General features: G+C 71.4%; 20 protein-coding genes. 5 read left to right on the top strand and 15 right to left on the bottom strand.

What is annotated here, in order from left to right:
• Nucleotides 1-86 precede the first annotated feature (86 nt).
• Entirely contained in the window at nt 87-1,298 is a 1,212-nt protein-coding gene (gene ftsY, locus ACFYNL_RS12250; RefSeq protein ID WP_388800910.1) for a signal recognition particle-docking protein FtsY, read from the bottom strand.
• Nucleotides 1,299-1,403: 105 nt separating this feature from the next.
• Between ftsY and ACFYNL_RS12255 the strand changes: the two genes are divergently transcribed.
• Entirely contained in the window at nt 1,404-2,375 is a 972-nt protein-coding gene (locus tag ACFYNL_RS12255; RefSeq protein ID WP_388800913.1) for an LLM class flavin-dependent oxidoreductase, read from the top strand.
• A gap of 127 nt (nt 2,376-2,502) precedes the next feature.
• Here ACFYNL_RS12255 and ACFYNL_RS12260 read toward each other — a convergent pair whose 3' ends face one another.
• The 4 genes from ACFYNL_RS12260 to ACFYNL_RS12275 form a co-directional block, all read right to left on the bottom strand.
• Nucleotides 2,503-3,921, bottom strand: coding sequence for a sugar porter family MFS transporter (locus ACFYNL_RS12260; protein WP_388800916.1), 1,419 nt, complete (start codon nt 3,919-3,921; stop codon nt 2,503-2,505).
• A 235-nt stretch (nt 3,922-4,156) separates the two neighbouring features.
• The gene (smc, locus tag ACFYNL_RS12265) at nt 4,157-7,714 is read right to left on the bottom strand and encodes a chromosome segregation protein SMC (RefSeq protein ID WP_388800919.1); all 3,558 of its coding nucleotides are present in this window, start codon (nt 7,712-7,714) and stop codon (nt 4,157-4,159) included.
• Nucleotides 7,715-7,977: 263 nt separating this feature from the next.
• Entirely contained in the window at nt 7,978-8,181 is a 204-nt protein-coding gene (locus ACFYNL_RS12270) for a hypothetical protein (protein WP_007493378.1), read from the bottom strand.
• A 382-nt stretch (nt 8,182-8,563) separates the two neighbouring features.
• Nucleotides 8,564-8,845: an acylphosphatase gene (locus ACFYNL_RS12275; RefSeq protein WP_388800923.1), complete on the bottom strand. Its 282-nt coding sequence runs from the start codon at nt 8,843-8,845 to the stop codon at nt 8,564-8,566.
• A 152-nt stretch (nt 8,846-8,997) separates the two neighbouring features.
• Here ACFYNL_RS12275 and ACFYNL_RS12280 point away from each other — a divergent pair, with 152 nt between their 5' ends.
• On the top strand, nt 8,998-10,146 hold the full coding sequence (locus ACFYNL_RS12280) for a CAP domain-containing protein (protein WP_388800925.1): 1,149 nt from the start codon (nt 8,998-9,000) through the stop codon (nt 10,144-10,146).
• A gap of 54 nt (nt 10,147-10,200) precedes the next feature.
• On the opposite strand, the gene ACFYNL_RS12285 is transcribed toward ACFYNL_RS12280, so the two are convergent.
• Both ACFYNL_RS12285 and ACFYNL_RS12290 read right to left on the bottom strand, forming a co-directional pair.
• Nucleotides 10,201-10,545: a hypothetical protein gene (locus tag ACFYNL_RS12285; protein ID WP_388800928.1), complete on the bottom strand. Its 345-nt coding sequence runs from the start codon at nt 10,543-10,545 to the stop codon at nt 10,201-10,203.
• Nucleotides 10,546-10,637: 92 nt separating this feature from the next.
• Complete coding sequence (locus ACFYNL_RS12290) at nt 10,638-11,222, bottom strand: flavodoxin family protein (protein ID WP_388800931.1); 585 nt, start codon at nt 11,220-11,222, stop codon at nt 10,638-10,640.
• A 106-nt stretch (nt 11,223-11,328) separates the two neighbouring features.
• Here ACFYNL_RS12290 and ACFYNL_RS12295 point away from each other — a divergent pair, with 106 nt between their 5' ends.
• Nucleotides 11,329-11,730, top strand: coding sequence for a winged helix-turn-helix transcriptional regulator (locus tag ACFYNL_RS12295; protein ID WP_388800934.1), 402 nt, complete (start codon nt 11,329-11,331; stop codon nt 11,728-11,730).
• Here the strand turns inward: ACFYNL_RS12295 and mutM are convergent.
• The 8 genes from mutM to recG form a co-directional block, all read right to left on the bottom strand.
• A complete protein-coding gene (mutM, locus tag ACFYNL_RS12300; protein ID WP_388800937.1) occupies nt 11,703-12,563 on the bottom strand; it encodes a bifunctional DNA-formamidopyrimidine glycosylase/DNA-(apurinic or apyrimidinic site) lyase in 861 nt (286 codons plus the stop codon). The two genes, ACFYNL_RS12295 and mutM, sit on opposite strands and share 28 nt — an antisense overlap.
• A gap of 125 nt (nt 12,564-12,688) precedes the next feature.
• The gene (rnc, locus tag ACFYNL_RS12305; RefSeq protein ID WP_388802658.1) at nt 12,689-13,489 is read right to left on the bottom strand and encodes a ribonuclease III; all 801 of its coding nucleotides are present in this window, start codon (nt 13,487-13,489) and stop codon (nt 12,689-12,691) included.
• Between the two features lie 19 nt (nt 13,490-13,508).
• Nucleotides 13,509-13,682: a 50S ribosomal protein L32 gene (gene rpmF / locus ACFYNL_RS12310; RefSeq protein WP_003951102.1), complete on the bottom strand. Its 174-nt coding sequence runs from the start codon at nt 13,680-13,682 to the stop codon at nt 13,509-13,511.
• A 2-nt stretch (nt 13,683-13,684) separates the two neighbouring features.
• Nucleotides 13,685-14,326, bottom strand: a complete 642-nt coding sequence (locus tag ACFYNL_RS12315) for a YceD family protein (RefSeq protein ID WP_388800940.1) — start codon at nt 14,324-14,326, stop codon at nt 13,685-13,687.
• Between the two features lie 136 nt (nt 14,327-14,462).
• Nucleotides 14,463-15,548 (bottom strand): ATP synthase F0 subunit B, encoded by a 1,086-nt coding sequence (locus ACFYNL_RS12320; RefSeq protein ID WP_388800943.1) that lies wholly within the window; start codon nt 15,546-15,548, stop codon nt 14,463-14,465.
• 58 nt (nt 15,549-15,606) lie between these two features.
• Nucleotides 15,607-16,086: a pantetheine-phosphate adenylyltransferase gene (coaD, locus tag ACFYNL_RS12325; RefSeq protein ID WP_217215171.1), complete on the bottom strand. Its 480-nt coding sequence runs from the start codon at nt 16,084-16,086 to the stop codon at nt 15,607-15,609.
• Between the two features lie 26 nt (nt 16,087-16,112).
• On the bottom strand, nt 16,113-16,700 hold the full coding sequence (rsmD, locus tag ACFYNL_RS12330) for a 16S rRNA (guanine(966)-N(2))-methyltransferase RsmD (protein WP_388800945.1): 588 nt from the start codon (nt 16,698-16,700) through the stop codon (nt 16,113-16,115).
• A 92-nt stretch (nt 16,701-16,792) separates the two neighbouring features.
• On the bottom strand, nt 16,793-19,009 hold the full coding sequence (gene recG, locus ACFYNL_RS12335; RefSeq protein ID WP_388800948.1) for an ATP-dependent DNA helicase RecG: 2,217 nt from the start codon (nt 19,007-19,009) through the stop codon (nt 16,793-16,795).
• 190 nt (nt 19,010-19,199) lie between these two features.
• Here recG and ACFYNL_RS12340 point away from each other — a divergent pair, with 190 nt between their 5' ends.
• Together ACFYNL_RS12340 and ACFYNL_RS12345 are read left to right on the top strand one after the other, a co-directional pair.
• Complete coding sequence (locus ACFYNL_RS12340) at nt 19,200-21,056, top strand: HSP90 family protein (protein ID WP_388800951.1); 1,857 nt, start codon at nt 19,200-19,202, stop codon at nt 21,054-21,056.
• On the top strand, nt 21,053-24,016 hold the full coding sequence (locus ACFYNL_RS12345; protein ID WP_388800954.1) for a tetratricopeptide repeat protein: 2,964 nt from the start codon (nt 21,053-21,055) through the stop codon (nt 24,014-24,016). The genes ACFYNL_RS12340 and ACFYNL_RS12345 overlap by 4 nt, the downstream gene beginning before the upstream one ends.
• The last annotated feature ends 35 nt before the right edge of the window (nt 24,017-24,051 follow it).

Consider the following 24,051-nt stretch of genomic DNA (forward strand, 5'->3'; position numbering starts at 1 on the left):
CACAGCGAAGCGCCCGCCCCCAACTGCACCTTGGAAGGCGGGCGCTTCTCCGTCCCCTGACATACGGAACTTCGCAGGAGGGTCGGTCACTCTCCGATAAGGGCGTCAACGAACGCCTCCGGCTCGAACGGCGCCAGATCGTCGGCGCCCTCGCCCAGCCCGACCAGCTTCACCGGCACCCCCAGCTCGCGCTGCACCGCGACGACGATGCCGCCCTTGGCCGTACCGTCCAGCTTGGTGAGCACGATGCCGGTGATGTCGACGACCTCGGCGAAGACACGGGCCTGCACGAGGCCGTTCTGCCCGGTGGTCGCGTCCAGCACGAGCAGCACCTCGTCCAGCGGCGCGTGCTTCTCGACGACCCGCTTGACCTTGCCGAGCTCGTCCATGAGGCCGGTCTTGGTGTGCAGGCGCCCGGCGGTGTCGATGAGGACGACGTCGGAGCCCATCTCCTTGCCCTCCTTCACCGCGTCGAAGGCCACGGAGGCGGGGTCGCCGCCCTCCGGACCGCGCACGGTGTAGGCCCCGACCCGCTCGCCCCAGGTCTGCAGCTGGTCGGCGGCGGCGGCGCGGAAGGTGTCGGCGGCACCCAGGACCACACTGCGGCCGTCGGCCACGAGGACGCGGGCGAGCTTGCCGGTGGTGGTGGTCTTGCCGGTGCCGTTGACGCCGACGACCATCACGATGCCGGGCTTGCTGGTCTCCGGCTCGGTCCTGACCGTACGGTCCATGTCGGTGCCGACGAGCTTGAGCAGTTCCTCGCGCAGCAGTCCGCGCAGTTCCTGCGGCGTGCGGGTGCCGAGCACCTTGACGCGCGCACGCAACGCGTCGACCAGCTCCTGGGTGGGCTGCACGCCGACGTCGGCGGTCAGGAGGGTGTCCTCGACCTCCTCCCAGGTGTCCTCGTCGAGGTGCTCGCGCGACAGGAGCGTGAGCAGCCCCTTGCCGAGGGCGTTCTGGGAGCGGGAGAGCCGGGCGCGCAGACGGATCAGGCGGCCGGCGGTCGGCTCCGGGACCTCGATCTCGACGGGCGGGAGCTCTTCGACGACGGGCGGTTCCTCGACGGCGGTCGGCGCGCCGCCGCCCGGGAGGTCCACCTCCTCTATGGTCCGGCGCGGTTCGTCGCGCGGCGTCTCGGCCTCGTCGCCGACATGCGGCTCGGCCGGCGGGGCGGTGATGTCGGGCGCGGCGGGGGGCGGCGGGGGCAGCTGCTTCTTGCGCCGGCTGCCGACGATGAGTCCGCCGAGCGCGCCGAGCACGACCACGGCGATGACTACAGCAAGGATGAGGATGTCCATAACCCGTCCAGTATCGGCCATGGAGTCCTGCGACACCCCTCTGGATGTCTGACACACCGTCAGCTAACGTCCGCTTTCACACCCGCCCGGTGAAGGGGGACCCCCATGCCCGTCACGGTCGTACGCTTCAACCTCGTCGAGCCCGACGCGACCCCCGCCTCCCTGAGCGCCCGCTACCGTGCCGCCCTGGAGATGGCCGCCTACGCCGACGAGCACGGCATCACCACCGTGCAGACCGAGGAGCACCACGGCGCCGACAACAACTGGCTGCCGTCGCCCTTCGCCTTCGCGGCCGCGGTCTTCGGCGCGACCCGGCGGATCGCGGTGACCGTCTCGGCGATCATCGGCCCGTTGCACGACCCGCTCCGGCTCGCCGAGGAGATCGCCGTACTGGACCTGCTCAGCGGTGGCAGGCTGGTGACGGTCGCCGGGATCGGGTACCGGCCCGAGGAGTACGCCCTGTTCGACGTGGACTGGAAGCGGCGCGGCAGCCTCCAGGACGAGCTGCTTCAGACGCTGCTCAGGGCCTGGAGCGGCGAGCCCTTCGAGTACCGGGGCCGTACGGTGCGGATCACTCCGCGCCCGTACACCGATCCGCATCCGCTCCTGCTGGTCGGCGGCTCCTCGAAGGCCGCGGCCCGCCGGGCCGCCCGGCTGGGCCTGCCGTTCTTCCCCAGCGCGCATCTGCCGGAGCTGGAGGCGTACTACAAGGAGCGGCTGGTCGAGTACGGCACCGAGGGCTGGACCATGATGCCGGCGGCCCGGACACCGCTGCTGCACGTGTCCGAGGATCCCGACCGGACCTGGGCGCGTTACGGCGGCCACTTCCTGCACGAGGCGCGCACGTACGCCTCCTGGCAGTCCGGTGACATCCGCTCGGCGGTGAAGTCGGCCGCCACGACGGTCGAGGAGCTGCGCGCCGAGGGCGTGTACCGGATCGTGACGCCGCAGGAGTGTGTGGCGCTCGGCCATGACACCTACGTACTGCACCCCTTGTCCGGCGGGATGCCGGTGGAGGAGGGGTGGCGGAGCCTGCGCCTGTTCGCGGCGGAAGTGCTTCCGGCGTTGGCCGGCTGACCTGCGGCGACAGCGCGTACGGCACCGCCGTCCCCGACCCGGGCAGTGGCCGGGTCGGGGACGGCGGCGGAGTTACGGGGAGAGGGGCAGCGGGGACTTGGCCCTTCTCCCCGAGTTCGGGGGCCGGTCAGCCCATCTCCTCCAGCTTCTTGCCCTTGGTCTCGGGCACGAACTTGAGGATGAACGGGATGGAGAGGAAGGCGAACACCGCGTACATGACGTACGTGAGCGACAGGTTCCAGTCCGACAGGTCCGGGAAGGTGATCGTGATCACCCAGTTGGCGATCCACTGGGCCGAGGCGGCCACGCCCAGGGCGGCGGCGCGGATCTTGTTCGGGAAGACCTCGCCGAGCATGACCCAGACGACCACGCCCCAGGACAGGGCGAAGAAGAGGACGAAGGCGTTGGCGGCGATCAGCGCCACGTAGCCCTGCGCGGTCGGCAGCGGGTCGTTGCCGTTCTGGAAGGAGAAGGACCAGGCGGCGGCCGCGAGCGAGATGCCCATGCCGACGGAGCCGATGAGGGCGAGCGGCTTGCGGCCGATGCGGTCGACGAAGATCATCGCGATCACGGTGCCGAGGATGTTGATGATCGACGTCTCGAACGAGTAGAAGAACGAGCTCGACGGGTCGACGCCGACGGACTGCCACAGCAGGTTCGAGTAGTAGAAGATGACGTTGATGCCGACCAGCTGCTGGAAGACGGAGAGGCCGATGCCGATCCAGACGATCGGCAGCAGGCCGAAGCGGCCGCCGAGCAGGTCCTTGAAGGTGGACCTGTGGTCGCTGCGCATCGCCTCGTCGATCTCGGCGACCCGGGCGTCCAGGTCGATGTCGCCCTCGACGTCGGCGAGCACCTTCTTGGCGTCCTCGGTGCGGCCCACGCTGATCAGGTAGCGCGGCGACTCGGGGATGGCGAAGGACAGCAGCCCGTAGACGATCGCGGGCACGAGCATCACGCCGAGCATCCACTGCCAGGCCTCCAGGCCCGCTACCCGGCCTCGCTCCTCGCCGTCGGCCATGTTCAGGATGGCCCAGTTCACCAACTGGGAGACGGCGATGCCGATGACGATGGCGGCCTGCTGGAACGAGGCGAGACGGCCGCGGTAGGCGGGCGGGGCGACCTCGGCGATGTAGGCCGGGCCGATGACCGAGGCCATGCCGATGGCGATGCCGCCGAGGACTCGCCAGGCCGCCAGGTCCCAGGCGGCGAACGGCAGACCGGAGCCGACGGCGCTCACGGCGAACAGCACGGCCGCGATCTGCATGACGCGGATACGGCCGATGCGGTCGGCTATCCGGCCCGCGACGGCGGCGCCCACGGCACTGCCGAGCAGGGCGCATGCGGCGACGGTCCCGGTGGCACCGGAGCTGAGGTCGAACCTGCCCTGGATACCGCCGTTGGCTCCGTTGATCACCGAGCTGTCGTAGCCGAACAGGAAGCCGCCCATGGCGGCCGCCGCGGTGATGAAGACGACGTGCCCGAGATGTTCGGGGTGGGCCGTCCTGGCTCCTGGCGTGGGGGACGCCTGCGCTGTGCTGGTCACGTGTACTCCTCGGGCGCCGGCAACGCTGCCGGGTGGGGGTCAGCCCCTCCAAGTGGCGATACCTGAAGGTAAAGGCAACGTTGCAGAGACTATGCCTTCAAGTTTCGAAGTCAATAGTCGAAGGAGTGTGAGTTTTGAGACGTGAAGAGAGCGTGAAGGGGTGAGTGTGTTCACTTCTTGAAGTGAACGATGACTGAATGAAGTGACCGGCGAGAACGGTCCGTCCGGACCGGGGTCAGCGCAGCCGCTGGCTGATGACCTTGGACACACCGTCGCCCTGCATGGAGACGCCGTACAGCGCGTCGGCGACCTCCATCGTGCGCTTCTGGTGCGTGATCACGATCAGCTGCGAGGCTTCCTGCAGCTCCTGCATGATGCGGATCAGGCGCTGCAGGTTGGTGTCGTCGAGGGCGGCCTCGACCTCGTCCATGACATAGAACGGGCTCGGCCGGGCCTTGAAGATCGACACCAGCAGCGCCACGGCCGTCAGCGACCGCTCGCCGCCGGAGAGCAGGCTGAGCCGCTTGACCTTCTTGCCGGGCGGCCGGGCCTCGACGTCCACACCGGTGGTGAGCATGTTGTCGGGGTCGGTCAGGATCAGCCGTCCCTCGCCGCCGGGGAACAGCCGGCTGAAGACGCCCTCGAACTCCCGGGCCGTGTCCCGGTACGCCTCGGTGAAGACCTGCTCGACCCGCTCGTCGACCTCCTTGACGACCTGGAGCAGGTCGGCACGGGTCTTCTTCAGGTCCTCAAGCTGCTCGCTGAGGAACTTGTGCCGTTCCTCCAGCGCGGCGAACTCCTCCAGCGCGAGCGGGTTGACCTTGCCCAGCTGCTGGTAGGCGCGTTCGGCTGCCTTGAGCCGCTTCTCCTGCTCGGCCCGTACGAAGGGCCTGGGCTGGTTGCGCGGGTGCTCGGGGTCCTCGGGAAGCTGCTCGCCCTCGGCCGCCAGGGACGGGGGTACGAGCTGATGGGGGCCGTACTCGGAGACGAGCCCGGCGGGTTCCACGCCCAGCTCCTCCAGCGCCTTGGTCTCCAACTGCTCGATGCGCAGCCGCTTCTCGGCGCCGAGAACCTCACCGCGGTGGACGGAGTCCGTCAGCTTGTCGAGCTCGGCCTTCAGGTCACGGCCCCTGGTGCGGGCCTGGGCCAGCTCCTGCTCGCGGCGGGCCTTGGCGGCGTCGGCGGCGGTGCGCTCCTCGTCGGCGCGGGCGAGGGAGACCTCGACGTGCGCGAGGAGCTGGCGGGCCCCGGAGGCGACGGCCTCCGCGACGGCCGCCTCATGACGCAGCCGGGCGCGCCGCTGCTCGGCACGCGCGCGTGCCTCGCGTTCGGCGCGGGCGGCCCGGTCCAGGGAGTCGGCACGCCCGGCCAGCCCCTTGACCCGCTCCTCGTGCGTACGGACCTGGAGGCGGGCCTCCATCTCGGTCTGGCGCGCGTTGGCGCCGTCGGCGGCGAGACGGTCCCGCGCCGAGGTGTCGGGTTCCTCCTCGACCGGCATCTCCTCGGCGACGGCGAGCCGCTCGGCCAGCTCCTCGACGTCCTGGAGGGCCTTGTCGAGCGCTTCCTGCGCCCGTGCGGCGGCGGCCACGGACCGCTCCGCCTCACCGGCGGCACCACGCGCCTGGCCCGCGAGGCGGCCGAGTTGCTGGGCGACGGCCGACTTCTCCCGGTCGGCGGCCCTGCGCCGCTCCCCCAGCTCCTCGACGAGCGCCGCACACTCCTTGCGCCGCTTGGCGGCGGCGTGCTGCGCCTCGGTCAGCCCCTCGCACCGTACGGCCAGCTCCTCCAGTTCCGCGGCGGCCTCGTCCACGGAGGCCTGCACTTCGAGGAGGCTGGGCGCCCCGGCGGAGCCGCCGTGCGCGAAGTGCGCGCCGAGCAGGTCGCCTTCGGCGGTCACGGCGGTGAGGTCGGGGTGGGCGTAGACGAAATCCTCGGCGTCTTCGAGGGTGCCGACCACGACGACGCCGTGGAGCAGGCGGCGGACTGCCGGCATGAGCTCCTCGGGGCCACTGACCAGGTCAGCGGCGTACGGCGGCCCGTCCGGCCTCGGTTCCCGGCGGCGTACGTCGTCCACGGCGCCGCTCAACAGCAGTGCCGCCCGCCCCCCGTCCTGCTTGCGCAGGAGCCGGATCGCGTCCGCCGCGGCCGACGGCGAGGTGACCGCGAGCGCGTCCGCCGCCGCCCCGAACGCCGCGGCCAGGGCGACCTCGTACCCGGGGGTCACCGAGAGCATCTCCGCCGCCGGGCCCAGCAGGCCGGTGAGGCGGTCGCGGGCACCGAGCAGTATGCCGGTGCCGTCCTTGCGGCGCAGGCCCAGTGCCAGCGCCTCGTGGCGGGCCTGGGTCGCGGCGCGCCTGCGCTCGGCCGCCGTCGCCGCCTCGCGGGCCGCGGTGAGGGCTGCCTCCGCCTCCGTGAGCTGCCGCTTCGCCGCCTCGTGCTGCTCGGCGAGTTCCATGTCGCCGGCGTCGAGGCCGTCGACCTCGGCCTTCAGGGTCTCGTACTCCTCCTGCGCGGCGAAGGCCCGCTCCTGGGCCTCGTCGCGGGCGGCGGCCAGGCGGTCGATCTCGGACTGGGCGGCTGCGGCACGTGAGCGGGCCGCGTTGACCTGCCCGTTCAGCCGGGCCAGGCCCTCACGGCGGTCGGCGATGGCTCGGGCGACATCCTTCAGACGGCGCTCTTCCTGCACGAGCTCGCGTTCCAGCTCGGCCCGGTGGGCGACGGTGTCCTCCAGGGCCCGCTCCGCCGCCTCCAGAGCGGCCTCCAGCTCGGCCTCCTGCTCACGGATCCGTGCGGCCTCGCGCTCCATGTCCTCGGGGTCGCGGCCCCGGCGCTCCTCCGGTGGCGCCGACGTCGCGCTCTTCACACGCGCGTCGGCCAGCGAGATCGTGCCGCGCACCCGCTCGGCGAGCTGCGACAGCTCGTACCAGGTCTGCTGGGCGCGCTGGAGGCGCGGGGTGAGCTGCCGTACCTCGTCCTCCAGGAGCGCCTCGCGCTGGAGCGCCTTCCTCAGCTCCCGCTCGGCGGCTTCCTTGCGTTCCTTCAGCGCGGCCTCGTCGGCGACCTCGGCCTGGAGCGCCTCCCGCAGCCGTACGAGGTCGTCGGCGAGGAGGCGGAGCCGGGCGTCGCGCAGGTCGGCCTGGATGACCGCGGCCCGGCGCGCGACGGCGGCCTGACGGCCGAGGGGCTTGAGCTGCCTTCTGAGCTCGTCCGTCAGGTCCTGCACGCGCGCGAGGTTGGCCTGCATCGCGTCCAGCTTCCTGAGCGCCTTCTCCTTGCGCTTGCGGTGCTTGAGGACGCCCGCGGCCTCCTCGATGAAGGCACGACGGCCCATGGGATCGGCGTGCAGGACGGAGTCGAGCTGGCCCTGCCCGACGATGACGTGCATCTCCCGGCCGATGCCGGAGTCGGACAGGAGCTCCTGGATGTCGAGGAGGCGGCAGGTGTCGCCGTTGATCTGGTACTCGCTGCCTCCGTTGCGGAACATGATCCGCGTGATGGTGACCTCGGAGTACTCGATGGGCAGCGCCCCGTCGGAGTTGTCGATGGTCAGCGACACCTCGGCACGGCCCAGCGGCGGGCGGCCGGTGGTGCCGGCGAAGATGACGTCCTCCATCTTGCCGCCGCGCAGCGACTTCGCGCCCTGCTCGCCCATGACCCAGCTGAGCGCGTCCACGACATTGGACTTGCCCGAACCGTTCGGTCCGACGACGCACGTGATGCCCGGCTCGAACCGGAGCGTGGTCGCCGAGGCGAACGACTTGAACCCTCGGAGGGTCAGGGCCTTGAGGTGCACGCCGCCGGACTCTACCCGCCGGGGGTGTCTCGCTCCATGAACGCACGGTTTCGCCGGTGAACGCGCAGGGCAGACCAAACGTTAAAGAGGGTGAAAGGATGCGCGGGGCAGTAAGCCGGGGGCAAGAAAGAAGGGACGCCGAAGCGTCCCTTGCAACTTCTGACGGCTGATACGCGACCGTCTGACAACTTAGTGGTTGAACTTAACGGGTTGAGACGGGCAGCCCAACCACTGCTGGTGCTGTCGTGGAGCGGATGCAGTGATCAGGTGAGCGCAGGCTCCGCCTGGTGTGCGTCGATGCTCTCCATGATCCTGTCGTGAGAAGCGGCAGCCTGCAGAGCGTCGTTCTCAGCCTGGATGCGTCCGAGCTCGGACTCCAGGTCCTGGACACGCTGCTGGAGCCGTCGCATCTCGGCGAGGAGTCGAGGGTCGGAGCCGCCGACGTAACCGAGAAGCGCCTTTGCCATGATGGATGGTCCTCCACACTGAGTGACCGACCGAAGCGGTGTGGGTCGTGAGGGATTCGCACCCGCGGTTGCTTGGCAGGCCTGGAGTTGTGCTGCCGTTCAGCCACGCCAAACAGCGAAGGTGCGCGGGGCTTTCAGCGTCTCACCAAAAAGTTTGACGGTCAACACGATCACGCCCCGTATCGGCGGGAAACCCGGGGGCACACGGCCGGGAAGCGGCGGTGCGGCGACTCCTGCGGGCCCCTCGGGGCGTGGCGATCATCCTTACGTGCGGAGCCTGCCACTGCAAGCGGTTCTTGGCAACCACCTGCTCATTTCTGCTCGGGGCAGTTGCCGGTGGCAGGTCCCGGCACCGACACCGGGGCGGATTCACAGAACCGGCTCAGCGGATGGCGAAGCCGTCGTAACCCCCGCGAGGTGTGTCCCAGATCTCGGTGACACCGTCCACATGCCCGGGCGTGTCGTCACCCTGGAGCCACTCCAGGAGTCCTTCACAGCCCTTTCGCGGGCCCTCTGCGACGACCTGGACCCGGCCGTCGGCCAAATTGAGAGCAAAACCACTCAGGCCGCCGATCTCCAATGCCTTGGCCCGCGTGAACCAGCGAAAACCCACTCCTTGGACGCGTCCACGCACCCAGGCGACCAACCGAACATCCTCGCTCATGAGTGCAACCTAACGGTCCAATGTCTCTCCGGGCACTTCCTCCCCGCGCGCCATGGGGTACCGTCCCCACCCAATGAATCTCATATGAAACTCACTCGATCGTGTGAGTTCTGTGAGGACGTTGAGACCGCACGGACGAGGAAGGCCAGAACATGGGACGCCACCGACGCTCCGCCGCCGGCCGCGCCGCCACGGGCCGCGCCACGGGGGTCACACATACGGACGGCTTTGCCACACAGAGCCACGACCCTTTGGACTCGTACCAGAACGCCCGCCCCCCGAGGGGCATCGCGCCCTACCTCAACCCGGAGGCGTACGCGGCGGCCTACGCGGAGAGTGACGCCTACCTCTTCGCCACGGACGAGGACTACGACCGGATCACCGACCCCACGACGTTCCCGAGCGACGACACCGCGGTCACCACGGCCTTCCGCAGCGACGGCTTCAGCCCCGACGGCGGGTCCCGGCACCCCGGGGGCCGCTCGCACCGCCGCCGCAAGAAGAAGGCCGTGGCGCCGGTGAAGACCGGGCTGCTCGGCGTCTCCGCGGCGGTCGCGATCGGTACCGTCGCGGTGGCCGCGGGTGTGGTGCCCGGCATCGACAACTACCAGCTCGGCGGGGGAAGCAGCCCCGACAACGTCAGGGCCGCCGACTCCCCCACCAACTCGCCCAGCGAGCTGGGCGGCGCGTCCGACAGCGCCGAGAGCCAGGAGGGCGGGGCCCCGACGAGCCGCGACGCCGAGCGGCCCGCGGCGCCGGCCCCGTCGACCTCCCCGGCGGCGCCCACGAAGGCCCCGTCGAAGAAGCCGTCGGCCACTCCCAGCGAGAAGCCGAAGGAGAAGGCCCCTTCGCGTACGGCCACGAAGGCGCCGGAGAAGCCGGAGAAGAAGGAGCGGACCGACGCCCCCGTGACGGTGTCCGCCGAGGCGGCCGCCGCGGCGGAGGTGCTCAGGCTGGTCAACGAGGAGCGCGCCCAGGTGGGCTGCAGCGCGGTCGCCGCCAACAGCTCCCTGGCCGACCTGGCTCAGGAGTTCAGCGAGGACATGGCCGAGCGGGGCTTCTTCGACCACACCGACCCCGACGGGGCCTCCCCGTGGGACCGGGCCGCGAAGGCCGGCGTCACCGACCTCGGCGGCGAGAACATAGCCCGCGGCCAGGCCGACGCCGCGGCGGTCATGGAGGCCTGGATGAACAGCCCGGGCCACAAGGCCAACATCCTGAACTGCGATTTCAAGACCCTGGGCGTCGGCGTGCACTTCGGTGCCGGCGGGCCCTGGTGGACGCAGAACTTCGGCTACTGAGCAGCTGACGCGAGAACCGGGCCCGGCGCACACCAGCGCGCCGGGCCCCGGTCGTCAGTCCTCGGCGGGGCCCAGGGGGCGCAGTGCCGAGGTGTAGGCACCGGTGGTGACGAGGTCGTCGATGACGCGGACCATGGCGGGGATGCCCGGGTCGCGCACGATGAGGTCGTCCCAGCCGTAGAAGTACCGGCCGCCGAGGCACTCGCCGGTGTCCTGCCAGCGATCCATCAGGCGGCGTGCCTCGTCCAGGGTGAAGACGGTCCCGGACCACCGCTGCCCGTCGGCGAACGTCACCCATACGTCGACGTCGCCGACCTCGTCGAGCTCCTCCCCCTCACCGGGAAGGAAGCAGATCTCGTATCCGTCCCGGCTCACCCGGTAGAACGGGCCGTCCCACACCGCTACCCCCCGAGGCGCCGCCCCCTGCGGCCGACCCGCTGGGCAGGCTACTGGGGGGTCAGCGCCTCGCGCACGTGCGTTTCCGGCGTCGCTCAGGCGGCCGCTCGGCCCAGGGCGAAGACCTTCGCCGTCTCGGCCACCCGGCGCCCCAGGTGCTCGGCCGTGGCCACGTCGGCCTTGTGGACGGCCTCCGGGCCCTGGTCGGCGTTGGTCTGTGCGGCGGCGCCGGTGAAGACGCCGAGGCGGTTGAGGTCGTTCTCGGAGCCGGCGCTGTGGTTCCAGCCGGGCAGCAGGCCGAGGTTGATCCAGTGCATGCCGAGCTGGGCGGCCAGGATCTGGAAGAACTGCAGCGTGTGCAGCTTGTCGCCGCTCTTGGAGGCGGAGTTGGTGAAGCCGGCGGCCAGCTTGTCCGTCCAGGCCTGCTCGGCCCAGCGCTTCGAGGTCGCCTCGGCGAAGACGTGGAAGGCGCCGGACGCGGTGCCCATGTAGGTGGGCGAGCCGAAGACGATGGCGTCCGAGCCGTCGAGGATCGCCCACTGCTCCTCGGTGATCTCGTCGACCTTGATCAGGTGCACGTCGGCACCGGCCTCGACGGCGCCGGAGCGGACGGCCTCGGCGATGACGGCGGTGTGGCCGTAACCGGAGTGGTAGGCGATGGAGACAACAGGGGTGGTCACGTAGGTACTCCTGAATGGGCAGCTCACTGACAGTGCGAAAAGGAAAGCACTAACTTCTGGTTAGTGCAACCTGTCGGTTAGCGCTGCCTTCGAGTAGCCTTCAACCATGGACACCACGCAGGAGCGCACGGAGGCGCGGGACCTCCCGTACAACGTGTTCGCCAAGGCCTGCCCGTCACGCGGCACGCTGGAGCACGTCACGGGACGCTGGGGCGGACTCACGCTCGGCGCCCTGTACGAGGGCTCGCTGCGCTTCAACGAGCTGCGCCGCCGCGTCGACGGCGTCAGCGAGAAGATGCTGTCCCAGACCCTGCACGCCCTGGAGCGCGACGGTCTGGTGCACCGTGACGCACAGCCGACCAATCCACCCCGGGTGGACTACGAGCTGACACCCCTGGGACGCGGGGTCGCCGAGCGGCTGCTGAACCTCATCCACTTCGTGGAAGGGCAGATGGACGACGTGCTCGCGGCACGTGAGCATTACGACGAGACGCGCGGCGCCCGCTGACACCTGGGGCAGAAGTAGCTGGACCGGTTCATCCAGGGCCGCCGACGCATCGGCGTGCCGCACCGCTTGCACGGCAGCCCTTCACGGCCGTACGCGTCGAGCGACCGGTCGAAGTACCCCGACTCCCCGTTGACGTTGACGTACAGGCTGTCGAAGCTGGTGCCGCCGACCGCGAGGGCGGCGTTCATCACGTCCCGCACGTGGCCGAGGAGTTCGAGGGTGCGCGGGCGGGTGAAGGTCGCGGTCGGGCGGTCGTAGTGGAGGCGGGCGCGCCAAAGGGCCTCGTCCGCGTAGATGTTGCCGACACCGCTGATCAACGACTGGTCGAGCAGGGCCCGTTTGATGGTGCTGCGCTTGCGTCGCAGGGCCTGGTGGAAGGCCTCGTCGTCGAAGAGCGGGTCGAGGGGGTCGCGGGCGATGTGCGCGATGACGTCGGGCAGCCCGTCGGGGGTGTTGTCGTGCAACGACAGGCCGCCGAAGGTGCGTTGGTCGACGAAGCGCAGTTCGGTGGCGAGGGCGTCCGCGAAGCGCACCCGGATCCTGAGGTGCTTCTCCTCGGGCGCGGAGTGCGGCTGCACCAGCAGCTGGCCGCTCATGCCGAGGTGCGCCAGGACCGACTGGTTCGTGTCCTCCAGGGGGAGCCACAGGTACTTGCCGCGGCGGCTCGGGGTGCCGACGCGGTGCCCCTTGAGGCGGTGCGCGAAGTCGTCCGGGCCCGCGAGGTGCCGGCGCACGGCGCGCGGGTGCAGCACCTCGGTGTCGGCGACCGTGCGATGGGCGACCCACCGCTCAAGGCCGCGCCGGACGACCTCGACCTCGGGCAACTCGGGCATGGGATCCCCCGTACACCTGCGTGGGCCCGTAGGGCCTGTCGTACACCTGCGGCCCCGGTGGGGCCACCCGATGGACCGAGCGCCCGCCCCACGGCGGGGTACGGGCGCTCGGATCGCGCTGTCGGTCAGGCGGAGGCCGACGAGGTGTCGGCTTCGGGCGCGACGGCATCCGCTGCCGCCTCGGCCTCGGCCTTCTTGGCTCGCTCGTCCGCCGCGGCCCGGATGGACCGCCATGCGGACTCGGCGGCCTGCTGCTCCGCCTCCTTCTTGCTGCGGCCGGTGCCGGTGCCGTACGAGACGCCTCCGACGCGGGCGGCAGCAGTGAAGGTCTTCTCGTGGTCGGGGCCGGTCTCCGTGACCAGGTACTCGGGGACTCCGAGGCCCTCGGTCGCGGTGAGCTCCTGGAGGGACGTCTTCCAGTCCAGTCCGGCTCCGAGGTTCGAGGACTTCTCGATCAGGGGGTCGAACAGGCGGTGCACCAGCTCCGCCGCCGAGTCCAGGCCCTGGTCGAGATAGACCGCGCCGATCACCGCTTCCAGGGTGTCGGCGAGGATGGATGCCTTGTCCCGGCCGCCCGTGCCCTCTTCACCCCGGCCGAGCCGGATGAAGGCGCCCAGGTCGAGCCCACGGCCGACCTCCGCCAGCGCACGCGAGTTGACCACCGCGGCCCGCAACTTGGCCAGCTGGCCTTCGGGCAGGTCGGGGTGGGTGCGGTACAGCGTGTCCGTGACCACCAGGCCGAGCACGGAGTCCCCGAGGAACTCCAGGCGCTCATTGGTGGGCAGACCGCCGTTCTCGTATGCGTAGGAACGGTGGGTCAGCGCACGCACCAGAAGGGCGGACTCGAGCTTGTACCCGAGCCGCCCTTCCAACAACGTGTGGGACGAGGCCTGGTTGTCCGTTGCGTTCTTCTTCGGCGTGGACACAGTGCCTCTCACCAGCCGCTCAGACCTCGAGGACCTGGCGCTTGTTGTAGGTGCCGCACGACGGGCACGCGATGTGCTGCTGCTTGGGCTCGTGGCAGCGCTCGCACGCAACCAGGGTGGGGACCGCAGCCTTCCACTGCGACCGGCGGTGGCGCGTGTTGCTGCGCGACATCTTCCGCTTCGGAACAGCCACGGCTACTTCTCCTGCTTCTCGTCGACGCCCGGTTCGGCGCCGCTCTTGTCGTCCTTATCGCCGGGTTCGAGTGAATCGGCGAGTCCCTGCAGTGCCGCCCAACGGATGTCGACGGCGTCGTGGTGGTGGTCCGGGTCGTCCGCGAGACGTGCTCCGCACTCGGCGCACAGTCCTGGGCAGTCTTCCTGGCACACCGGCTGCATCGGCAGTGCGAGCACCACCGCATCACGCAGCACGGGTTCGAGGTCGAACAGGCCGTCCTCGAGAAAGAGCCTGTCCTCGTCGTCCTCGGCGTCGTCGCCGGGCTCCGCGTGGTGCACGCGGCCCCGATCGTCGGCGTCAGGGTACGAGAACATCTCCTGGAAGTCCGCTTCCACGTCGAGCTGAAGCGGCTCCAGACACCTTACGCACTCCCCCTCGGCCTGTGCACGGGCGGTGCCTGTGACAAGCACCCCTTCCATGACCGACTCGAGTCGGAGTTCGAGCTCCACCGGGGCGCCTTCCGGCACTCCGACGACTCCCTGGATCCCGAGATCCTTGGGGGCGTCGACCTCGCGGGTCAGGCGCTGCAGCGCACCGGGCCGCCGACCCAGCTCGTGCGTGTCGAACACGAGGGGGTTGCGGTGGTCGAGGCGGGCTGTCACGCCATTCCTGCTTTCGATCTGCTGAGCTCAGGGTCACTGCCCTTCGGTGCTCGCGGGCAGCGTTGATCGCGGACGTACGCGCGACCGAAGAGCCAGGATACTGGACCTTTCGCTCACGGCCCAATCCGGTGGCTGTCTACTGGCCGCGGCCCTGCTCGTACGCCCTCAGCTGCTCGGCACTGATCATGCTGGTGTCGAAGAGGCTGGTCTCGTCGAGGGCGTAGCCCTGGTCGCCCTGCCCGGCCTGCTGGGCCTGGGTGTGGTGGGCCCGCTGGGCCTGATGGGGGTCGTAGGCGGCCTGCTGGGCGTCGTAGCCCTGGTAGGCGTAGGGATCGGCCTGCTGGTAGCCGTACGGGTCCTGCTGGCCCGCGTACTGCTGCTGGTAGCCGCCGTACGGATCCGCGCCCTGCTGCTGGTAGCCGTACGCCGGCTGCGCCGCCTGCTGGTCGTACTGCTGCCGCTCCGGTGCGGCACGCTCGGCGGAGGCCGCCGAGGTGTCCCGCTCCGCGAGGGCGGCGAGGTCGGCGAGGTAGTCGGCGTCGCTGGAGTGCTGGACGGTGCCGGCGTCGTCGGCGAGCGCGCCGAGGTCGTCGGAGGCGATCCGGCCGTGCAGCTTCTGGCGGCCGCGGCCGACGGCCTCCAGCGTCTTGGCCAGGACCGCCTCGAAGGCGCCGAGCTTGGCGTCGACGTACTCGTCGGCGGTGCGGCGCAGGGTGTCGGGGTCGTGGCTGCGCTCGGGGGCGTCCTCGTCCTCGTAGCCCTGTTCGTCGGTGCCGGGGCCGGTGCCGAGGAGCTTCTCGCGTCCGCGGCCGACGGATCCCAGGGTCTTGGTGAGGACGACCTCGAAGTTGGCGAGCTTGGAGTCGACGTAGTCGTCGGCCTCCGCGCGGATGTCCTCGGCCTCCTTGCGGGCCTCGGCGAGGATGCGGTCGGCCTCGGCCTGGGAGCGGCGGGCCACCTCGGTGTCGGAGATCAGCGAGCCGCGTTCGGCATGCGCGCCCTGGATGATCCGCTCGGCCTCCTGGCGGGCCTGCTCGACCATCTGCTCGCGGCCGCCGATCAGCTCCTGGGCCTGGGCGAGGGAACCGGGCAGGGCCGCGCGGACCTCTTCCAGCATCGAGAGCAGCTCGGCGCGGTTGACCACGCACGAGGCCGACATGGGCATCGACCGGGCACCTGAGACCGACGCGACGATCTCGTCGAGCTTCTTCTGCACGTCCACCGTGTGCTCGCCACTCTCTACAGCCGTGATGGAGACGGACGGGACGACTGTAGCCCCATCAGTCCTTGCGCAAGCGCTTGTTGAGGGCCTCCAGGACGACCGGGGGCACCAGGTGGGAGACGTCGCCGCCCCAGGTCGCGACTTCCTTCACCAGGGAGGAGGACAGGAAGCTGTAGGTGGGGTTGGTCGGGACGAAGAGCGTCTCCACACCCGACAGGCCGTTGTTCATCTGGGCCATCTGCAGTTCGTAGTCGAAGTCGCTGACCGCGCGCAGGCCCTTCACGATGGCCGGGATGTCGCGCTGCTTGCAGAAGTCGACGAGGAGACCGTGGAAGGCCTCGACCCGGACGTTGCCGTACTCGGCCGTGACCTGGCGGATCAGGTCGAGCCGCTCGTCGACCTCGAACAGGCCCTTCTTCGCCTTGTTGATCATCACGGCGACGTAGACCTCGTCGTACAGCCTGGAGGCTCGGGAAATGATGTCGAGGTGTCCGTTGGTGATCGGGTCGAACGACCCGGGACATACGGCGCGGCGCACTTGTGATCCCTCGCTCTCCGGTCCGGTCATCGTGCGTCTTCGCACGTAGAGGCGGCGCGACCGTACCAAAACGTTCCCTCGCCGTAACGACGGGCCCGGATCGCCTCGAAGCCGTCCGGCCATCGGAACTCCCCGCCTCTGGTGCTGCGCTCCACGGTGACGAGCGCGTCCGGCGCGAGCCAGCCTCCCGAGCGGAGTGTGAGCAGAATCTCGCGAAGATCGTCGTCCGAGACGGCGTACGGAGGGTCGAGGAAGGCGATGTCGTACGGCTCGCCCGGCGCCGGTGTCCGGATGATCTGCTCGGCTTTGCCCGATCTCACCTCGGCGCCCGGCAGGCCGAGATTCCTCACGTTCTCGCGGACGACGCGGGCGGCTCGGGCGTCCGCCTCCACGAGCAGGGTGTGGCCGGCACCGCGGGAGAGCGCCTCCAGGCCGACCGCGCCGGAACCGGCGTACAGGTCGAGGACCCGCTCTCCCTGCAAAGGGCTGCCCAGGAGGGACTGCCAGGTGGAGAAGAGACCTTCGCGTGCGCGGTCGGAGGTGGGGCGGGTGCCGGTGCCCGGCGGCACCGCCAGGCGACGTCCGCCGGCTGCGCCGGCGATCACGCGGGTCATCTCGGGTCCTCGGTTGTGGGCGGCATCAGGTATCAGTGTGGCTGGTCGCGCGGTTCCCCGCGCCCCTGGGTGAGTCTCCCTCACCCCTTTCGTCACCCCTTTTCCAAGTACTGCTCCCGCTCCTCGTCCAAGAGGGCGTCCAGGGCCGTGCGCAGGCCGGGGAGAGCCGTCAGCTCCGGGTCCGCCGCCACCACCGCCGCCGCCTCCTCCCTGGCCTCCGCGATGATCTCCTCGTCCTCGATGACGGCCAGCATCCGCAGGCTGGTGCGGGCGCCCGACTGGGCCTGCCCCAGGACATCGCCCTCCCGGCGCTGTTCCAGGTCGATGCGGGAGAGCTCGAAGCCGTCGAGGGTGGCGGCGACCGCGTTCAGGCGCTGGCGGGCCGCACTGGCCTCCGGCATCTCGGTGACCAGGAGGCAGAGACCGGGGGCCGAGCCGCGGCCTACTCGGCCGCGCAGCTGGTGGAGCTGGGAGACGCCGAAGCGGTCGGCGTCCATGATCACCATGGCGGTGGCGTTCGGGACGTTCACGCCGACCTCGATGACCGTCGTGGCGACCAGGACGTCCGTCTCGCCGGCGGCGAAGCGGCGCATGACGGCGTCCTTGTCGTCGGGGGGCATACGACCGTGCAGGACCTCGACCCCGAGGCCTTGGAGCGGCCCCTTGGCGAGTTGCTCCGCCACGTCGAGCACCGCGAGCGGCGGGCGCTTCTCCGCCTCGTCCTCGGGGGACTTCTTCCTGCCGGCCTTCTTCGGGTCGTCCTCCTCGTCGCCGATGCGGGGGCAGACGACGTAGGCCTGGTGGCCCTTTCCGACCTCCTCCCGCACCCGCTCCCAGGTCCGGGCGAGGAAGTGCGGCTTGTCGGCGGCCGGGACGACGTGGGAGGCGATGGGTGAACGGCCGGCCGGAAGCTGGTCGAGGACCGAGGTCTCCAGGTCGCCGAAGACGGTCATGGCGACCGTGCGCGGGATCGGGGTCGCGGTCATGACCAGCAGGTGCGGGGGCTGCTTGCCCTTGCCGCGCAGGGCGTCGCGCTGTTCGACACCGAACCGGTGCTGTTCGTCGACGACGACCAGGCCGAGGTCGTGGAACTGCACCTTGTCCTCGATCAGGGCGTGGGTGCCGATCACCAGCCCGGCCTCGCCCGTGACCAGGTCGAGCAGCGCCTGCCGACGGGCGGCCGCTCCCATGGAGCCGGTCAGCAGCACGACCTTGGTGGCCTGCTCGGCACCGCCGAGCATCCCGCCCTCGGCCAGCTCGCCCATCATCTCGACGATCGACCGGTGGTGCTGCTGGGCCAGCACCTCGGTGGGCGCGAGCATGGCGGCCTGGCCGCCCGCGTCGACGACGGCGAGCATGGCGCGCAACGCGACCAGCGTCTTTCCGGAACCCACTTCTCCCTGCAGCAGCCGATGCATCGGATGCTCCGTCGCCAGGTCGTCGAAGATCTCCCGGGAGACCTTTTGCTGGCCCTCGGTGAGCGTGAAGGGAAGGCGGTCGTCGAAGGACGTCAGCAGGCCGTCCGGCTTGGGCTTGCGGGCCACGGCCGGGAGTTGGGCGTCCGCGTGGCGGCGGCGGGCCAGCGCGACCTGGAGCACGAAGGCCTCGTCCCACTTGAGGCGGTCGCGGGCACCGGCGATGTCGGCCTTGGTGTGGGGGCGGTGGATCTTCAGGAGGGCCTCGGGGAGGGAGACCAGGCCGCGGCCCGCGCGGAGGGTGTCCGGGAGGGGGTCGATCGCCTCCTGGGCGCTGGGCAGGACCGTCTGGACGGCCTTGCCGATCTTCCAGGACTCCAGCTTGGCGGTGGCGGGATAGATCGGGATCAGGGCGCCGGCCCAGGTCTCGACGGTCTCCGCGCCCTCGTCGTCGGCGCCGCGCAGCAACTCGTAGGCCGGGTGCGCCAGTTGCAGACGGCGGTTGAAGACGGAGACCTTGCCCGCGAACATCGCGCGGGTGCCCGGCAGGAGCTCCTTGTGGGGCTTGTGAACGCCGTTGCCGAAGAAGACCAGTTGGAGGCGGCCGCTGCCGTCCGTGATCGTCACTTCGAGGCGCTGGCCCTTGCCACGTGGGGCCTTGCTGGAGGCGAAGCTGTGCAGGCGGGCGTCGGCGACCATGGCGACCACCGTGACGTGCTCGTCCATGGGGAGGTCGGCGAGGTGGGTGAGCTGGCCGCGCTCCTCGTATCTGCGGGGGTAGTGGTGCAGCAGATCGCCGACGGTGTGCAGGCCGAGGTGCTCGGCCATCACCTTCGCGGTGGCAGGGCCGAGCACTTTCTTCAGTGGTTCTTCCAGTGCGGGCACGAGATCCATTCCACACCACGGCACTGACAATGCCGTAGCCCTCGCGGCGGCCGGAAAGGTAAACGTCCCGGAAACCCCTGGTCAGGCGGGTCGGTCCGGCCCTAGGATGACGCGCTCCGGCCATCCTTTCCGCGGTCACCGCCTCACCGGGACCGCCCGACCCCGCGCCGCGCGAAGTCCTCCCACCGGCGCAGCGACGATGGACTCCCAGACCTCACCGTCATCCCCGGTTCCTCAGCGGCCCCATTCACCCCGACCCTCCCGGACACCGCACACGTTCCAGGTCGACCTGCGTGGTCTGGTGGACCTGCTCTCCCACCACCTCTACTCCAGCCCGAAGGTCTACCTGCGCGAGCTGCTGCAGAACGCGGTGGACGCCATCACCGCCAGACGCGTCGAGGAGCCGGACGCCCCGGCGGTGGTCCGGCTGTACGCCGAGGCCGGCGCCCTGCGGGTGGAGGACTCCGGCGTCGGGCTCACCGAGGCGGACGTGCACGACCTCCTCGCGACCATCGGGCGCAGCTCCAAGCGCGCCGAGGGGCTGCAGGAGGCCCGGTCCGGCTTCCTGGGGCAGTTCGGCATCGGTCTGCTGGCGTGTTTCGTGGTCGCCGAGCGGATCCGGGTGGTCAGCCGCAGCGCCCGTACGCCGGACGCCGCGCCCGTGGAGTGGACGGCGGGGGACGACGGCTCGTACACCGTGCGGACGCTGCCGGACGAGGCGCGCACCGAACCGGGCACGACCGTGCACCTGGTGGCGCGGCCCGGGGCCGCTCAGTGGCTGGCCCAGGAGCGGGTCCTGGCGCTGGCGCGGGACTTCGGCTCACTGCTGCCGTACGACGTCCGGGTCGGCGGCGAGGCGGTCACCGACCTGCCCGCGCCCTGGGACCGGCCGTACCCCTCCCCCGCGAACCGGCGGGTGGCCCTGGCCCGGCACTGTCACGACCTGTTCGGCTTCACCCCGCTGGACTCGATCGCGCTGGACGTGCCGCTCGCCGGTGTCCGCGGGGTGGCCTACGTGCTGCCGTCGGCGGTCAGCCCGGCCCGGCGGGCGGGGCATCGCGTCCACCTCAAGGGCATGCTGCTGACCGAGCGGGCCGAACAGCTGCTGCCGGACTGGGCGTTCTTCGTGCGGTGCGTGCTCGACACCGACAGCCTGCGGCCGACGGCCTCGCGTGAGGCGCTGTACGAGGACGAGACGCTGGCGGCCGTACGGGAGGCGCTGGGCGAAAGGATTCGGTCCTGGCTGACGGGACTGGCGGCCGGTGATCCGGAACGGCTGGAGGCCTTCCTGGCCGTGCATCACCTGGGGGTGAAGTCCCTGGCGCGGCACGACAGGGAGATGCTGCGCACGATGCTGCCGTGGCTGCCCTTCGAGACCACGGACGGGCGGCTGTCCCTGGAGGAGTTCGCGCAGCGGCACCGGGTGGTGCACTTCACGCGGACCGTCGAGGAGTACCGGCAGGTCGCCCCGATCGCGTCCGCGCAGGGCGTCGGGGTGGTCAACGGCGGTTACACCTACGACAGCGAGCTGGTCGAGGCGCTCCCGTCGGTGCGGCCGGGGACGGTCGTCGCCGAGCTGGACGCCGACACCGTGACCGCGCATCTGGACGCGGTGGACCCGGCCGAGGAGCTGGCCCTGTCGGGCTTCCTGGCGGCCGCGCGGGCGAAACTCGACCCGCTCGGCTGTGACGTGGTCCTGCGCGCCTTCCACCCGTTGTCGGTGCCGGCGCTGCACCTGGACGACCGGGCGGCCCGGCACGAGCAGGCCCGCGCGGCGGCGCAGGAGCAGGCCGACGACCTGTGGGCGGGCATCCTCGGGTCGCTGCGCGGCAGCGCGCCACGCGCGCGCCTGGTGCTCAACCACCTCAACCCGTTGATCCGGCGGATCGCTTCGCTGGGTGACCCGGAGCTGATCGGCACCGCCACCGAGTCCCTGTACGGGCAGGCGCTGCTGATGGCGCAGCGCCCGCTCAGGCCCGCCGACTCGGCGCTGCTGAACCGGGCCTTCATCGGTCTGCTGGAGTGGGCCACGAACGGCGAGGAGGGCCGCCGATGAGCGGGACCGGCGAGATCACGGACTTCGACTCGCTGCGCCGGGCGATGGCGGAGAACGGAGAGGAGCCGGAGGGCCCCGCCCGCAACGCGCGCGCGGAGCAGCTGCTCGCCGAGGCGGAGAAGCTGAACGTCCCGCTCGCCGTGATCGAGGCGCTGGGCCACCAGCTGAAGGTCTACAACTACAGCTCCGAGAAGGCGAAGATGTTCGTCCCGTTCGCGCGTCTGCTGCGCATGTGGGACGAGCGGCCCGAGGACTTCGACGCGTACGAGACGCACTCGCTGCACTGGGTCTTCAAGTGGATGTCGGCCGGGATGCTCGACCAGCCGCACATCCCGCTGGCCTCGATCGAGAAGTGGCTCGGCGAGATGGAGCACCGCTACCGGCTCGCCGGGCACTCCGAACGGGCCGTGCGCAGCGCCGAGTTCAGCGTGGCCGCGCACGTCGGGGACGAGGCGCGCGCCGAGCGGGCGTACCGCGCCTGGCTGGCCGCGGACCGGGACGCCATGGCCGACTGCCACGCCTGCGAGCTGCACGGGCAGGGGTGGTGGCAGGCGGAGCTGGGCCGGGACGCCGAGGCGCTGGAGCTGTGGCGGCCGGTCCTGGAGGGCGAGTTCACCTGCGCCCACGAGCCGCACACGGTCCTCGCCTCCTCCCTGGCGCCCCTGCTGCGCCTGGGCCGCCTGGACGAGGCCCGCGCCCACCACCTGCGGGGCTTCCGGCTGGTCCGGGCCATGGAGAGCATGCGCGGGGCGTACGCGGACCACGTGGAGTTCTGCGCCCTGACCGGGAACGAGGCGCGTGGGCTGGAGCTGCTCGCGCAGCGGCCGGCGTACTTCACGGACGACGGGCATCCGCGCAGCAGGCTGGAGTTCATGACGGTGGTGGCCCTGCTGATGGACCGCCTGACCGCGCTGGGCCTGGGCGACCAGCGGGTGCCCGGCCCGGCGGACCGCCCCTGGACCGCTCGGGAACTGGCCGCCCACGCGCGCGGGCAGGCCCTCGCACTGGCCGCGCGCTTCGACGAGCGCAACGGCACGGGGCATGTCGGTGCGCGGGCACGCGCGCGGATGGCGCAGGAGCCGCTGGTGGAGAGGCTGCCACTGGGGGTACGTACGGCGGCCCGGCCGGCGTCGGTCGCGATGCCCGCCCCGGTCGCCGCGCACCCGCGGGAGGACGCGGGCCCGCCCCCGGACCTGCCCGCGCTGCTCGCGGAGGCACGGCGGCTCTCGGACACCCTGCGACCGAACGCGACCGACGCGTGGGCGGCCGTCTCGCGGGCCGCGGAGGGCGTCGAGCTCACCCCCCTCGTCCGGGCGGAGATCGCCGATCACCGGGCGATGGACCTGGGTCCCGAGGGCATCGCCCTGTTCGAGCGGGCCGCCGAGCTGTACGGGCAGGCGGGTGACCCCGGGGAGGCGCTGGCCGCACGCGCGCGTGGAGCGTACGTACGCGCCCTCGCGGGCGAGGTGCGGCCGGCCGTGGCAGCCGTCGCCGAGCTGTACGAGCGGATCCTCGCGCTGTACGCCGAGGACGGCACCGGCGTACGGCAGACGGCCGCCGTGCTGATGAGCCGGGCGCGGATCCTGATGCGGCGCGCGCACGAGGCGCAGGACGCGGTGCGCGGCGCTGCCCTGGCCGACGCCGAAGCCGCCGCGCGGGAGGTGCTCGCGCTCGTCGACGGCCGGACCGGGAACGACGTACGGCTTGTCGCGCGGGTCGCGGAGGGGCAGGCGATGCTCGCGGAGCTGGCGGCGCTCGCCGGGGACGCGGAGGGCGCCGCGGAGTTGTTCGCGCGGGCCTCGGAGACGTTCGTCGGGGCGGGGCTGCCCTGGTTCGCGGTGGAGTACGAGGCCCGGCTGGCAGGGCTCGCGCACCAGCTCGGGGACATCGCGGGGGCCGAGCGGGCGCTGCGGGCGGCCCTGGAGCACGGAGGGCCGTACCTGGAGGCGCCGGGACGGGCCCAGTTGCATCTGCAGCTGGCGGAGGTGGTGGGCGGCCGGGGGCTCGCCGAGGAGGCCGCCGAGCACGCCCTGGAGGCGGCGCACTGGGCCGACGAGGCGGGTGACGGTCGGACACTGGGCGCGTGGGCGCGGCACCAGCTCGGCGGGTTCCTGCTGCGGCAGGGGCGGTTCGCCGAGGCCGCCGAGGTGCTGGAGTCCGCGCTGCCCGACCTGAGTGCCGAGACGCACGGTGACGGGATGGTCGTGCAGACCCAGTGGTGGCTCGGCGACTGCCTGAGCGAGCTCGGCGAGCACCGCGCGGCGGCCGAACGCCGGTTGCAGGCCGCCGAGACCGCCCGGCACTGGCCCGATCAGCACGACCACGCCACGCTCGCCCACCTCGCCGCCGAGTCCCTCGGTCACGCGGACCTGCTCACCGAGGCGGACCAGGCGTACGCGCGCGCGGGTGCCCTGTGGGGCGAACTCGGCAACGTCCACGGCCTCGTCCGCTCCCTGCGGGCCCGCGCGTGGCTGGCGCTGCGCACGGAGGGCGGGACGGACACGGCACGGGAGTTGATGGCGGACGCGGTGCGGGAGTGCGCGGCCGCGCTCGACGGCCCGGCCGGAGCCGACGAGGAGGCCCGCCGACGGCTCACCGCGGAACTCGGTCACACCCACCGGCAGTTCGGTGACCTGCTGGCCCGTTCGGCCGCCGAGGACGCCGAGGACGACTCGATCAGGGCCGTGCTGGAGGACGCGCTGTCGCACGTGACGGACGCCGTCACGGTGTTCGCCGCGCTCGGGGACGCCGCTACGGACAGCCGTACCGGGGCGGAGCTGGCGGCGGGCTGGCTGGAGGCGGACCTGGGCCGCACCGCGCAGGCGGCGGCACGCGCGCGTGCCGTGCTGGCGGTGTACGGCGGTCCCGAGGCGGCCTGCGGTGACGACCCGGCGGCACAGGAGCGGCGGGCGGAGGCCGGGCAGCTGCTTCAGGTGGCGACGGAGCAGGAGCCCGGGTGAAGCACGCCGAGCCGTCCGCTCCCGGCCCGGCGGGC

It is taken from the genome of Streptomyces sp. NPDC007808 (assembly GCF_042868655.1).
Lineage (GTDB): Bacteria > Actinomycetota > Actinomycetes > Streptomycetales > Streptomycetaceae > Streptomyces.